Origin of the sequence: Aminobacter sp. AP02, from assembly GCF_003148805.1 — a bacterium.
GTDB lineage: Bacteria > Pseudomonadota > Alphaproteobacteria > Rhizobiales > Rhizobiaceae > Aminobacter.
On record NZ_QGGX01000034.1, the window covers coordinates 1 to 12,598 of the forward strand.

General features: G+C 60.0%; 12 protein-coding genes. 3 read left to right on the forward strand and 9 right to left on the reverse strand.

The genetic code is table 11. The features are described 5' to 3' along the window. Positions 1–339 precede the first annotated feature (339 nt). The gene (locus C8K44_RS25525; RefSeq protein WP_348626358.1) at positions 340–636 is read right to left on the reverse strand and encodes a helix-turn-helix transcriptional regulator; all 297 of its coding nucleotides are present in this window, start codon (positions 634–636) and stop codon (positions 340–342) included. A gap of 82 nt (positions 637–718) precedes the next feature. Here C8K44_RS25525 and C8K44_RS25530 point away from each other — a divergent pair, with 82 nt between their 5' ends. Together C8K44_RS25530 and C8K44_RS25535 are read left to right on the forward strand one after the other, a co-directional pair. Continuing rightward, positions 719–1,399 (forward strand): hypothetical protein, encoded by a 681-nt coding sequence (locus tag C8K44_RS25530; RefSeq protein ID WP_109578575.1) that lies wholly within the window; start codon positions 719–721, stop codon positions 1,397–1,399. Positions 1,400–1,980: 581 nt separating this feature from the next. Continuing rightward, the gene (locus C8K44_RS25535) at positions 1,981–3,780 is read left to right on the forward strand and encodes a recombinase family protein (RefSeq protein WP_348626359.1); all 1,800 of its coding nucleotides are present in this window, start codon (positions 1,981–1,983) and stop codon (positions 3,778–3,780) included. Positions 3,781–4,309: 529 nt separating this feature from the next. Here the strand turns inward: C8K44_RS25535 and C8K44_RS25540 are convergent. From C8K44_RS25540 to C8K44_RS25565, 6 genes are all read right to left on the reverse strand, one after another. Beyond that, positions 4,310–5,095: an amino acid ABC transporter ATP-binding protein gene (locus C8K44_RS25540; protein WP_109578576.1), complete on the reverse strand. Its 786-nt coding sequence runs from the start codon at positions 5,093–5,095 to the stop codon at positions 4,310–4,312. A 40-nt stretch (positions 5,096–5,135) separates the two neighbouring features. Then, positions 5,136–5,825: an ABC transporter permease subunit gene (locus C8K44_RS25545; RefSeq protein ID WP_109578577.1), complete on the reverse strand. Its 690-nt coding sequence runs from the start codon at positions 5,823–5,825 to the stop codon at positions 5,136–5,138. Continuing rightward, positions 5,815–6,528, reverse strand: a complete 714-nt coding sequence (locus tag C8K44_RS25550) for an ABC transporter permease subunit (RefSeq protein WP_109578578.1) — start codon at positions 6,526–6,528, stop codon at positions 5,815–5,817. The genes C8K44_RS25545 and C8K44_RS25550 overlap by 11 nt, the downstream gene beginning before the upstream one ends. Positions 6,529–6,628: 100 nt before the next feature. Beyond that, positions 6,629–7,426, reverse strand: a complete 798-nt coding sequence (locus C8K44_RS25555; protein WP_109578579.1) for a transporter substrate-binding domain-containing protein — start codon at positions 7,424–7,426, stop codon at positions 6,629–6,631. A gap of 209 nt (positions 7,427–7,635) precedes the next feature. Next, positions 7,636–8,616: a glyoxylate/hydroxypyruvate reductase A gene (locus tag C8K44_RS25560; protein ID WP_109578580.1), complete on the reverse strand. Its 981-nt coding sequence runs from the start codon at positions 8,614–8,616 to the stop codon at positions 7,636–7,638. A gap of 32 nt (positions 8,617–8,648) precedes the next feature. Then, positions 8,649–9,437, reverse strand: coding sequence for an Asp/Glu racemase (locus tag C8K44_RS25565; RefSeq protein ID WP_109578581.1), 789 nt, complete (start codon positions 9,435–9,437; stop codon positions 8,649–8,651). A gap of 175 nt (positions 9,438–9,612) precedes the next feature. Between C8K44_RS25565 and C8K44_RS25570 the strand changes: the two genes are divergently transcribed. Continuing rightward, positions 9,613–10,533 carry a LysR family transcriptional regulator gene (locus C8K44_RS25570; RefSeq protein WP_109578582.1) on the forward strand — a complete coding sequence of 307 codons (921 nt, stop codon included), beginning with the start codon at positions 9,613–9,615 and terminating at the stop codon, positions 10,531–10,533. Positions 10,534–10,607: 74 nt separating this feature from the next. Here the strand turns inward: C8K44_RS25570 and C8K44_RS25575 are convergent, their stop codons facing one another. Both C8K44_RS25575 and C8K44_RS25580 read right to left on the reverse strand, forming a co-directional pair. Then, complete coding sequence (locus C8K44_RS25575; protein WP_109578583.1) at positions 10,608–11,222, reverse strand: SRPBCC family protein; 615 nt, start codon at positions 11,220–11,222, stop codon at positions 10,608–10,610. A gap of 61 nt (positions 11,223–11,283) precedes the next feature. Beyond that, positions 11,284–12,552, reverse strand: coding sequence for an ArgE/DapE family deacylase (locus C8K44_RS25580; protein ID WP_109578584.1), 1,269 nt, complete (start codon positions 12,550–12,552; stop codon positions 11,284–11,286). Positions 12,553–12,598 lie beyond the last annotated feature (46 nt).

Sequence of the window (12,598 nt, forward strand, 5' to 3'; positions counted from 1 at the left end):
GCCACCCGCTACGACCGGCGCGCCATCCACTTCCTCGGCTTCATCCACATCGCCGCAACCATGATCTGGATCCGTTGAATGTCGATTCAGCCTAGTGCTCTCCGTTAGGCCTCTGAAACTTTCTGACCAACTCAGTCGATCTAAATGCAGCAAGCATGTCCGTTTTCGGTGGAACAATCCGACTGTCGGAATGGCCGAAATCGGGCGCAAAGTAGTCGTTTAAAATTTCAAATGTAGAGGGCGCATTTGGATCAGAAGCGCCTGCTACGGACCGCTTGCTGTGGCGGATGCAGACAGAGATGTCTTATTCGATTTGAGTCGTAGCATCGTCGGAGAGGCCTACTTCCTATCCAAACGACGAGCCATCCGCACTCCAGGCCCGCTGCCGTTCTCCGGAATGAACTCGACACCAGCACCTTCTAGCGCTGCACAAAGCGCTGTTAATGTTGCCTCTCGAGGGGCATTTTCAGATCTTTCGATTCTGGCAAGTGTGCGGACGGTAACTCCTGACGCTTTGGCTAAGTCCTCCCGGGTCCAATTTATCAAGGCACGGGCAGCTCGGATCTGTTCGGGAAATATGTCCTTTATCATGACATTTCTGCTTGTTAATGTCACAAAAAGTGACATATTATCCATTCTGAAATAGTGCGGCCACACAAGGTGCTCGTAACACCTCGTGCAGCCTGACCATTACCTAAGCTGTTGAGGAGCTCGGATCATGGCTGATTCCGACCATAACATGACTTTGCCTTGCGTCACCCGGCGGGTGGCCTTTGTCAGCACTATATTGGCATTGGCCGGTTGGCCATTTCAAGCGCGTGCCTTGGCATATGGGGCAGTGCCGAAGGATACGGCCACCGATCCGGCAGTGTTGCTCTGGCAAAACTTCAAGGCGGTGCAGTTGAAGGGGGAGCTGCTTTACCGCAGGATGCAAGAGCTGGAGATAGAGCTGGCCGAGCGGGTCGATTTTCTTGGCACCGTGGTGAGCATTCCCGGCGGCGGCGATGTCTTGGTCTGTTCGAAGGAGGGGCTCGACCGGATTGTCGGTGATCGCGCCGATATGGCCGACCTGCGCGCCAAGGCCGAATCCGAGCTAAACGCGGGACAAGCCCAGTTCGATGCGGCGGCGAGTGAGATCGGTTACTTCACCGCCCTCAAGGCCGAGCAGGAGGCATTCGCGCAGGTGAGTTTTTTGCTCGACGCGTTATCGACAACACCGGCGGTCTCAGTCGCCGGTGTTGCCGGCAAGCTCGATGCCGTCATGTGCGAGGGCGAAGCGCGGGACGACTGTTTGGCATTTCCGTGGCCACAAATCCGCGCGGCCCGTGACGATCTGCTGCGGATAGGCCCCAAGATGCCCAATGGAGAGAGTTTTCGCGAGTTCGGCCGGCATTGCTAGGTCGACGGAGCCGGTCAAGGCCTACGCTTGGTTGGGAGCTGCAGCCTTGACCGGCGTTCACGCGGCGATCGCCCTCACCTCCGCAACCGGAGCTGGGGCACGCAGCCGCAACAAACGATAGGTCGCGCAAACATCGTTGCGCTGACTCCAGGTATTGGGGCACTTGAGGGTTGCCTGTCGTCGACCCAAAAGGGCATCGAGAACGGCTGACCGCCGATTGTGCGTCCCTTTGTGGGCTTAAGCACGAACAATGTCACGCGATAGCCTCCATCGTGTCGATGATGACTTGGACGTCACGTGGCAAGGTGCCATATCGCAGATACATTTGTCTGCGCTGTCCATCGCAAGTATTTTTGCTACGCTAATCTATGCGAGGCTACGATAATGCTTCACATTTGTTCCACATCGCGCCCGACTGTATCCGACCGCTCCTCTTGGGAGGGCGGCCTTTATGCGTCACTGTTGAAGTACGGTGATAGCATTCATCGGTCAGCGGGACGACGTGGAGATGAAGAGCGGCAATCGCCAACAACAAAAGGACACCCTCCGGCTCGCCGAGCCGACACTGACGCTTGCTCGGCATGGCGATGGCCCCGATGCACGTTTGGTCGAGATCGTTCGCCTGCTTGCCCGTCGCGCGGCACGCGAGGCCTACGAAGAAGAACTCAGGTAACGCCGCACGACGCGCTCTTGAACCACGATCGGAGGTGCGCGCTGTGAAGGTCGCCATCTATGCCCGCTATTCATCAAACAATCAACGCGACGCCTCGATCGTCGACCAGCTCCGCGTCTGTCGCGTCCACGCCGAGAAGCAGGGCTGGCAGGTGATCGACGAATATACCGACCACGCCATGTCAGGCGCTTCTCTTCTGCGCCCCGGCGTCCAGGCCCTTATCGCTGATGGGCTACGCGGGCGCTTCCAGATCGTGCTGGCCGAAGCGATGGATCGGCTGTCGCGCGATCAAGAAGATATCGCCGGTCTTTACAAGCGCATGGCATATGGCGGCGTGAAGATCGTCACACTGTCGGAAGGCGAGATCACGCATCTGCATGTCGGCCTTAAGGGGACGATGAACGCGCTGTTCCTCAAGGATCTCGCAGACAAGACGCGGCGGGGCCTCCGCGGCCGCGTCGCGCTGGGTAAGTCGGGCGGCGGGAACGCCTATGGCTACGATGTGGTCAGGAAACTTGGCGGCGATGGCACACCGGTGCGCGGAGACCGAACCATCAACGAGGCCCAGGCCGAGGTGATCCGCCGCATCTTCGGCGACTACGTCACTGGCAAGTCGCCCAAGCGCATCGCCGTCGCCTTGAACAAGGATGGCATCCCCGCGCCAGGTGGCGGGGGTTGGGGCTTCAGCACCCTCAACGGAAACGCCAAGCGCGGCAACGGCATCCTGAACAACGAGATGTACATCGGCAAACTGATCTGGAATCGCCAGCGCTTCCTCAAGGAGCCGGACACGGGTAAACGTCAGGCACGACCGAACCCAGGCTCCGAATGGATCATCCAGGAGGTGCCCGAGCTCCGTATCCTCGACGACGATCTCTGGAATGCGGCCAAGGGCCGTCAGGTCGCCCTCAAATTAACGCGACGTGATGACGGCGGGAGCGAGAACCATTTTCGCGAACGGCGGCGTCCCAAATACCTGTTCTCTGGCCTGACCAAGTGCGGCCGATGTGGTGGCGGCTACTCCATGATCTCGGCCGATCTGCTCGGCTGCTCGACGGCGCGCAACAAGGGCACCTGCGATAACCGCAAAAACATCCGCCGCGATAGCCTCGAGCCGCGCGTGCTCAACGCCTTGCGTCACCACTTGATGGACGCGGCCTTGTTCAAGGCGTTCTGCGACGAGTTCACCCGCGAGATGAACCGGCTGCGCATGGAATGCCGCGCGTCGATCGATGCGGCCGAGGCCGAGCTGAAGCGGATCGAGCGTGAACTCGAAAAGATCATGGATCTCTATCTCAACGACGCCATGCCGATGGACATGGTGAAGGAGCGAAGCAGCAAGCTCGAAAGCCGCAGGACCGAGTTGACCCGTTTCCTCAAAGGTACCGAGGAGCCGCCGCCCCTGCTGCATCCGAACATGGCCAGCTACTACCGAGTTCAGGTCGCCGAACTTCACGATGCCTTGCAAGAAGATACCGAGGCCAAGCGGATGACGGCAGCAGAGATTTTCCGCTCACTGGTGAAGGAGATCATCCTGACGCCGGCAGCAGACGCGTTCCACATCGACGTGCGCGGCGATCTTGCCGGAATCCTTGCCATATCGCTGAATACAAAAAAACCCGCCTTGAGCGCGGGTTGTTCGCAAGTTGAGATGGTTGCGGGGACACGCAACTACCGGGAAAGACACTTACTGCAAGTGGCCATTTGATAGGAGATCACTGTTTTTCAGAGCGAGAAACCTAGCTAGTCCTCGCCAGTTTAACACGAATGCTCCGACGATGCCGAAATTGATCGAAATCAAACTTTGACCCGTTGCAAAGTAGCAGGACGGGTTAAACCTCTTTGAGGCAACAAGAGCGCAGAGCGCGGCGACTCCGCACCGCACTTCTCGTCATGTTCGCGGACTCAAGAAAATGCGAGAGCGATCTCTTCCCTTGAAATTGACCAGCCGCCGAAGCCATTCAAAATGCCACACCTCATACTCGCAGACCGGCCCGCTCAGCACCCACCCCTCCAAACCGGATCGGCAATGGAAGCCGGATGTCGGGGACTGCGACAAGAAGAAGAGGCTTAGGGCCCGGATGAGGATGGTGATGAACCATCAGGTGCCGACCTCTCCGAGATGTAAGGGGCGTGTACGCCCGGCTGGGGGAACTTGGCCTGACGACTGCCTGTGGCTTGACTTGAAGCACTACATGGCAGTGCCCTCCCCGATCACGCTAAAGTCCCAAATGGCCTCACAGAACCTGCTTAAGGAAGCGCTGCAGCCGCGAACTTGTCGGTTTTCTGAAAAACTGATCCGTTGGCGCTTGCTCTACGATTTCGCCCTTTTCCATGAATACGCAGCGGTGAGCGACGCGGCGGGCAAAGCCCATCTCATGGGTGACGCAGACCATGGTGATGCCGGTTGCGGCCAGATCTTCCATAATACGCAGCACCGAGCCGACCGATTCCGGATCGAGCGCCGATGTCGGCTCGTCGAACAGCATGACGCTGGGCTGCAGGCACAGCGCCCGGGCGATTGCGACACGTTGCTGCTGGCCGCCCGACAGCTCGGCTGGAAATTTTTCGGCCTGGTCAAGCACGTTCACTTTGGCGAGGTATTCACGCGCCACGCCCTCGGCCTGCGGCGTCGTCATGTGAAGCGCCAGCCGCAGCGCGAAGGTGCAGTTGGCGAGCACGGTCATATGCGGGAAAAGATTGAACCCTTGAAAGACCATTCCGAGCTGACGTCGAACCCGGGCAACGTCGGCCGCCTTGCGGGTGAGCTCCATGCCATTGACATGGACTGTACCGGAATCGTGTTGCTCGAGATGGTTGATGCAGCGGATGAGGCTCGACTTGCCCGAGCCCGATGGTCCGCAAAGGACGACGATCTCGCTGTTCGCCACCTCGAAATCGACATCGCGCAAGGCATGGAAAGCGCCGTAATACTTGTTCAACTTGCGCAGCGAGATGGCTGGCGGCAGGGCTGGATCGGCACTGGTCGCTACGACCGGAGAGACATGAGCGATGGCGTTCATGATCAGGTGTTCCTTCTGTCGAACCCGGCAATGGCCACGTTCAATTCCTCACGAGGTGGCGGTTCAGCTTCTGGTCGGCGAGGGTGAAGCCGATGCGCATGACATTGATGATGCACCAGTAGATCGCAGCCGCAGTGACGAGCGGCGTGAACGGATCGTAGGTGTAGTCGAACACGGTGTTCGCCGCCGCCGTCAGGTCGACGAGTGTGATCGCGCTGACTGCCGAGGTGCTCTTGACCATGATCAGCAGTTCGTTCTGATAGGCCTTCAGCACATATCTTGCCGCCATCGGCAGCCGGAGTCGGAACAGGACTTGGCGCGGGCTGAGACCAAGTGCGGCCGCCGCCTCGATCGTGCCTGACGGTACCGCCGCCAGTCCGCCCCGGATGATCTCGGCCATGTAGCCCGAATGCGTCAGTGTCAGACCTACCCAGGCGCAGACATAGGCATTGGAAAAGAATGTCCATAGGAACGTGTCGCGCACGATCGAAAGCTGAGGCAGCCCGCTATAGACGAGGTAGAGCAAAACGAGGCTAGGCACCCCGCGAAAGAAGGCGATATAGCCTGCGGCAGCAACCGATTTTGGGCCGCTATCGAGCCGTGCCAGCGCGACTGGCAGCGCCACAAGCAGCCCAAGTACGAGCACCGGCAGCAGCACCGTGAAGGTCGTCGCCGTGCCGGCGAGCAGAGCCGGCATGCTTTCCCATGCGAGTTTGAAATCATAGTGCATGGGCTGGCCCCTTCACTGCGACGGGCCGATAGCCACGCCGGGTCCATTGCTCGATCCGCTGGGATACGAAATAGGTCAGCGCCGTCATGCCGAGGAAGAAGGCCGACGCCAGCAGGTAATAGATGAACGGCTCCTTGGTGACGCCGGAAGCCAGCTTGGCGTAGGCCATGATCTCCTTCAGGCCGATCAACGAAATCAGTGCCGTGTCCTTGAGCACGACGATCCACATGTTGGTCATGCCCGGCAGGGCAAGCCGCAGCACCTGCGGCAGGATCACCAGGACCCAGGCAGCCGGGCGGGGGATCAGAAGGACCTTTGTCGCTTCGAACTGGCCCGGCGGAACATTCTGGATGGCGCTGCGGATCAAATCCGCGAGATAAGCACCGTAGACCATGCCAAGTGCTGCGACCGCTGCCATGAAGGGGCTGATGTCGATCGTCACGTTGAGGCCCGCGAGCGAAAGCACGCTGCTGATGATGCCCGACCCCGCATAGTAGAACAGGAAGGCGACGAGCAGCGATGGGACACCGGTGAATATGGAGGCGTATGTCTGCCAGGCAATGTTCACCACAAGCCTACGCTTGAGCGTGGCGAGCGCGAAGAGCGTGCCGATCAGCAACGCAAGCAGATAGGCCAGGACCGCTACCTGGATCGTCACCAGGGCACCAGTGCCGATCTGCTGCACAAAGCCCATCAAAGGCATTGAGGTCATCCTTGTCGGTAGGGGGCAATAGAGCGTCGTTCGAACCAGACGCCGGCAAAGGCCGCGGCAATCACGCCGCGGCCCATCCAGGCGCAAAAGCCTACCTGCAGGCGGCTTCTTCCGGCAGCAACTCGACGGTCATGTACTGCTTGCGCAGCTTGGTAAACGTGCAGTCAGCGATGATGGTGTCGATGGTCTTGCTCATCCGGTCAAGAAGCTCCTGGCTGTCCTTGCGGGCAATCCAGCTCGATCCAGCTTCGCCGCCACCAGTCCACAGTTCGCCGCCGGCGAACTCCCAGCCCTTGCCGGCGGGCTTGGTCAGGAACTCGTTCGTCCAGCTGATTTTCGGCCCCAGGCTCATGTCGAGCCGACCGCTGGAGAGGTCGAGCCGGATCTGGTCGGGATTGTCGTAGAAGACAACTTCGACGGCATCGCCAAATTGCTCAGCCACGTACTTCGCCTGAGCTGAACCGCGCTGCAGGCCGATTCGAACGCCCTTCAAGCCGTCCTTGGAGAAGGTGTAGTTCTTGCCCGATTGCACGACGTAGGAATCGGGATTGAAAAGCACCGGACGGCCAAACAAGACCTTGGCCTTGCGCTCCGGCAGTGGCTTGGTCTGGGTCGCAACCGCATCGAGCTTGTTTTGCAACAAGGCTGGAATGAGCCCCTTGAAATCCATCACGACGATTTCGCACTCGACGCTCATGCGCTTGCACATTTCGCGTGCCAGGTCCGGCTCGAATCCGGTCAGCTTGCCGGAGGCATCGACCATGCTGAAGGGCGGATAGCTGCCCTCATTGCCAAGCACGAGTTTTTCCGCGGAAGCAAGGCTAGCCCCACCTGCCATGAATGCCGCAATGGCAATGCCGAGCGACCATTTCGAGATAGCGTTAGTCATATTTTCTCTCCTCATTTTTGTCGGTGTTCACCCTGTCCGGCTTGCCGCTCGTCGGTCTGCGCGACGATCGACCAACCGTTTTCGAAGACACCGGCGGACAAGATCCCGCCGGTGTCTTCACACCGCGCCCGCGAGGGCGTGGTGAATTTCAAACCCCTTGCCTTTCCCGATCTGCGCCGGGCTGTGCAGGCGTGGGTTATTCGTCGGCCCTAGTAGCCGCGCTGCGGATCGACGCGATGCAGCGGTTCACCACCGGCACTGACGCGTCGAATGCTTTCGGCAACGTCACGCGCTGCAGCCTCCGGCACCGTGATGCTGGCGAGGTGCGGGGTGACCAGGACATTTTCCATCGTCCAGAACGGGTGGTCGGCGGGAAGCGGCTCGACACAGAAGACGTCAAGCGTGGCGCCACCGATCTGGCCAGAGCGCAGCGCCTCGATCAGTGCCGGCTCATCGACAACGGGACCGCGCGAGGCATTGACGAACTTGGCACCACGCGGAAGAGCGTTGAGCAGGTCGCGGTCAATCAACCCGGTTGTTCCGGGTGTCAGGGGCATCATGTTGACCAGGATTTCGACCTCGGAAAGGAATTCGTTGCGGTCGTCTGCGGCGCTGTAGCATTTCACGCCGGCAATAGACTTGGTCGCGTGGTCCCAACCGCGTACATCGAACCCGGCTTCGCGGAGGCCTGAAGCGACGGCTGCACCCAGGTGGCCCAGCCCCAGAATGCCGACCTTGATCTGATGCAGCGGTCGGGGGTGGATGTAGTGCCATTCGCGACGGCGTTGCGCCTTTTCGAAACTGGGAATGTCGCGGGCATAGCGGATGACCGAAAACAGCACATAGCTCCTCATCAGGGCGACCATGCCGGGATCGGAAAGGCGCGAGATCGGGACATCAGGCAGGTCGTTGCGGCCGACGAGCGCGTCGACACCCGCGCCAAGATTGACGACCTGGGCGAGATTCCTGAACGGTTCGAAGAAGCCGGGATATGCCTTCCACGCCAGAATGTGGCGGACATCGTCGGGGTTGCCGACATCGGGGTAAACGCGGAAGTCGAGCCCGGGAATGTTGGTCTTCAGTGCGTCGCCCCAAGCATTGGGATCGTCGAATTCACTGTAGAAAAGCACTGCGCCATAGCCTTCTGACGTAGGCTTGAGGTTCTGATCGGCAAAAGTCTGGTCGTTCATGATGGGGTCCTGAATTCTGGAAAGCGCATCAACTACGCGGTCACGTCGCGCATCAGGCTTCCAAAGCCTGCTCGAGCGCCCTTGACCCCGGCGATTTTCAGGCTGTGCCAGAACGAGGCCTGGATGGCTGAGATCACCGGCTTGCCCAGCGCAGTTTCCAGCGCTTCGAGCGCGCCGGCGCTGCGGAAGTTTGTGCAACTGATGAAGACAGCAGTGGCGTCAGGATGATCGACCGATTTTACCAAGTCATAGACTTCGTCGAGCGACACCTCGGCCAGAGCCAGGTCGGTATCGATGCCGAGGTTGCGATGGCTCAGAACCTTGTGGCCGTTCTCTTCGAGGAAGCGGATGGCACGCAGATGGATGTCGTCGACATAGGGTGTGGCAAGCGCCACGGCTCCTGCCTTCATCGCGGCAAGAGCGGCAAGGGTTGCCGTCGATGCCGTGTTGATCTTCTTGCCCGGTGCCCAGACCTTGAGCTTTTCGGTCAGTGCCTTGTCGTAGGCGGTTCCATGCAGGAACGAGGCGCTGGTGCCGCCAAAGCACAGCACGTCGATCGGCGCCTGGGCAAGCAGGCGTGCAGCGTCCTCGAGCTGGGCCGCGTTCATCATCTCTTCGATGCCCTGAACGGTGACCTTCGGAAGCTTGATGCGGGTGGTGTGGATCGAGATGCCCTCGGCGGCCATCGCCCACATCTCGGATTCCATCACCACACTCGAAGCCATGTAGATCAGGCCAATGCGGGCGAGCGCTCCGTCCCCGTCGTAGCGAAATGCAGGCCGTTCGGTTGACCTGCCGGCTGCCAGTTCTTGAAGCGCCATCGAAGAATTCCTTTGCGTCTACCCGAGCGCGGCTGCTGACGACAAGCCTGCTGCCACGCTTTTGAGCCATCTCCAGGTGTACCGCCGAGGCGGAGCGCCCTTGTGAAATTGATATTGATCCAGCCATAGATATCAATAAAGTCGTTTTACATGTGAAATTAGATAGGAAAAACCTATGCACCTCTCGATGAGGGCTCTGAGCTACATCGTCGCCACGGCCGACGCCGGAAGCGTTAGCGGCAGTGCCAAGCAGATGAACGTGTCCCAACCATCGATTTCTGCGGCCATTGCTCAGATTGAAGCGACAATCGGGACAGCATTGTTCGTCCGACACCACGCTCGCGGGATGACCACCACCGCGGCGGGGCAACGTTTCATCAATGAAGCAAGGATCCTGCTCACGCACGCCCGCGACTTTGCACGCAGTGCTGAAGCCCTGACATCCGAGGTGTCGGGCGAGGTCACGGTCGGCAGCTTCGTGACTCTGGCAACACGCTTCATGCCGGGCATTCTGGCCGAGTTTGCGCGGCGTATGCCCGGGATTGCGATCAATCTGGAAGAGGGCAATCAGCAGGACATCATCGAAGGTGTGACCAGCGGCAGGCTGGAGCTTGCCATGGCCTATGCCTACGCCGTGCCGGAAGAAGTCGTGGGCGAACATCTGGCGGAACTGCCGCCCTACGTGCTGGTCTCGTCCGAGCATCCTCTTGCCGAACGAGGCGAGATCAGCCTCAAGGAGATCGGCCATGAGCCCTTCATCCTTCTCGATCTGCCGTTTTCACGCGACTATTTCTTCAACCTCTTCATGGCCTGCGGAATCGAGCCTCGTGTTGCCTATCGTTCACGCTCGCCGGAACTTATCCGCGGTCTCGTCGGTCACGGTTGCGGCTACACCGTCCACAATGCGCTGCCGGGGACCAATCTGAGTTATGACGGGCGCAAGATCATTGCGCTGAAGATCACCGAGCGCCCTGCCCCAGTGCATGTCGTGACGCTGAGACTGCGGCGTCAGAACGTGCGGCCGGCCGTGCAGTTGTTCGCCGACTTCATGCGGGAGGCCTTCCAGCCAAACGGCCTCTTCCCACTCAAGTTCTGAGTACGAAGGTCTGGCTTGGCGGAAGGCAAGCCAGACCGGATTACATGCTGGCAGCAGGGCATTCATGCTCCGGTTCAGGCGCGGGCAAAGATGCTCCTCAGCTTGGACCGGATCACCGCCATGATGATCTTGACCACGTTGAGTTCATTGGGCTTGGCAGCCGGACGGGAAGGCGCGACAGGCGCAACAGCCTCGTTCGCGATATACCCCTCGACCACTGCCGCCGCGGGGTTCAGCGCATTGAGCTGTTCTTCGAGATTGCGAGCAAACTCCTGGCAGATCTGCCCGGCCACCGCATCGACGATCCCGCCGCGCGCGAACTGCGCCAACGAGCCCGACAAGGTGTAGTCGACGGCCACGCTCACTGTCGTTGCCGACCCGCCGTTCGCCTCCTCCAGCACGTACACGACGTTGCCCTTGGCACGAGAGCTGTGGCTTTTGTCGATGCCCGCTCCGATGATCTTGCCGGTGTAGCTTGCCTCGTCCGCCTCGATCTCGACCTCGCCGCCGAAGTCGGCCTTTACCGGTCCAAGCTTGACCGTCATTCGCCCTTTGGCCTGCGTCGCCGATGCCTGCTCGGTCAGCGATGCACCGGGAATGCACTGCACGACATCGGGCAGTTTTTGGAACTGCGCCCAGACAACCGGACGGCTGTGGTTCACGGTAAAATTCTGCTTCAGTTCGGGCATTCTTCCTGCTCCTTGGTAGATAAGGGCGGGGCGCGCCGGACGGCGAACCCCGCAGCCGCCATTACGCGTCGGCCCCGCACCAGTCGTAGATGCAGAGCGCCATCACCTTGATGGCGGTCAGGTAATCTTCGATCGAGACATATTCGTCATTGGCATGCATGACCGCTGTCGAGCCGGGCCCGAAGATCACAGTCGGCGTCTCGCCATAACTGTTGAGGAAGCGGGTATCGGCGGCACCTTGGCGACCGCTGATTTCAGGCTTGCGGCCGGTCAGCTCAGTGAAGTTCTTGGATACCAGGTCGACGATGGGGTGATCTCTCGGGATTTCCGAGGCTTCGGCATCGTAGCCGACGAAACGCACCACCGGTGGATGGTCGCGCATCCACTCGTCTTCCGCCGCCACCTGGGCGATCTTGTCGACCAGGCTCTGCTTGACGCCCTCATGGTCTTCGCCCGGCACCGTTCCGATGCTGCCCTTGAGCACGGCGTTCGCCGGAAAGGCACTGGGATAATTGCCCGCCTGGAAGCTGCCGATGATGCAGGGCAAGGAGTCGATTGCGCTCGGATAGAGCGGATGCTTGACGGTCGCGACGCGATGATCCTCGAGCTCCTGGACCGCCTTGACGATCTTGTTGCCGAGATCGATGGCGCTGATGCCGAGATAGCGCTGCTGGATGCCCGCCGGCTTGCCTTGCACGTCGATCTGGAACCAGATGCGGCCGATGCATGCCGGCTGGACCGCGAGATCGCTCGTCTCGCCTGAAATGCCCGCGTCAGCCTTGTAACCGCGTATCACGGTATCGAGCGTGCCGTGGCCACTGACCTCCTCATCGATGACGACATTGATGTAGACGTCACCCTTGAGCTCGACGCCTGCCTCCTTGAGGAACTCGACGGCGAGGATATGGCTCGCAACGCCGCTCTTCATGTCGCAGGAGCCACGACCATAGATGCGGCCATCCTTGATCGACGCCGACCATGGATTGTCGCTCCAGCCTTCGCCATTGCCGACAGGGATAACGTCGGTATGGCCATTGAGCAGCAACGAACGGCCGCCACCTCTGCCCTTCCGGGTGCCGACGATGTTGGGGCGGCCTTCATAGCCGCGGTCGACCGGGCGATAGCCGGGGTGCTTCTTCAGCTCCTCCCAGTTGGTCTCCCACATGTCGACATCGAGACCCATCCCGTTCATGTAGTCGGCAACGAATGCCTGGATGGCGGCCTCGTCACCGGTGACGCTCGGGATCGTCACCATTTTCTGGAGGAACTGGACAGCCTTGTCACGGTTCTTGTCGATCGTGTCCAGGATGGCCTGTCGTTGACTGGTCATAGCGTAGCGGCTCCAGAATTTGCGAAGGAAGAAGGTGGCGTTTTGG

What these genes read in the sequence shown, in the direction of transcription:
- C8K44_RS25525 (WP_348626358.1), bottom strand. Translation starts at nt 636, where the DNA reads ATGGATAATATGTCACTTTTTGTGACATTAACAAGCAGAAATGTCATG.
- C8K44_RS25530 (WP_109578575.1), top strand. Translation starts at nt 719, where the DNA reads ATGGCTGATTCCGACCATAACATGACTTTGCCTTGCGTCACCCGGCGG.
- C8K44_RS25535 (WP_348626359.1), top strand. Translation starts at nt 1,981, where the DNA reads ATGGCGATGGCCCCGATGCACGTTTGGTCGAGATCGTTCGCCTGCTTG.
- C8K44_RS25540 (WP_109578576.1), bottom strand. Translation starts at nt 5,095, where the DNA reads ATGAACGCCATCGCTCATGTCTCTCCGGTCGTAGCGACCAGTGCCGAT.
- C8K44_RS25545 (WP_109578577.1), bottom strand. Translation starts at nt 5,825, where the DNA reads ATGCACTATGATTTCAAACTCGCATGGGAAAGCATGCCGGCTCTGCTC.
- C8K44_RS25550 (WP_109578578.1), bottom strand. Translation starts at nt 6,528, where the DNA reads ATGCCTTTGATGGGCTTTGTGCAGCAGATCGGCACTGGTGCCCTGGTG.
- C8K44_RS25555 (WP_109578579.1), bottom strand. Translation starts at nt 7,426, where the DNA reads ATGACTAACGCTATCTCGAAATGGTCGCTCGGCATTGCCATTGCGGCA.
- C8K44_RS25560 (WP_109578580.1), bottom strand. Translation starts at nt 8,616, where the DNA reads ATGAACGACCAGACTTTTGCCGATCAGAACCTCAAGCCTACGTCAGAA.
- C8K44_RS25565 (WP_109578581.1), bottom strand. Translation starts at nt 9,437, where the DNA reads ATGGCGCTTCAAGAACTGGCAGCCGGCAGGTCAACCGAACGGCCTGCA.
- C8K44_RS25570 (WP_109578582.1), top strand. Translation starts at nt 9,613, where the DNA reads ATGCACCTCTCGATGAGGGCTCTGAGCTACATCGTCGCCACGGCCGAC.
- C8K44_RS25575 (WP_109578583.1), bottom strand. Translation starts at nt 11,222, where the DNA reads ATGCCCGAACTGAAGCAGAATTTTACCGTGAACCACAGCCGTCCGGTT.
- C8K44_RS25580 (WP_109578584.1), bottom strand. Translation starts at nt 12,552, where the DNA reads ATGACCAGTCAACGACAGGCCATCCTGGACACGATCGACAAGAACCGT.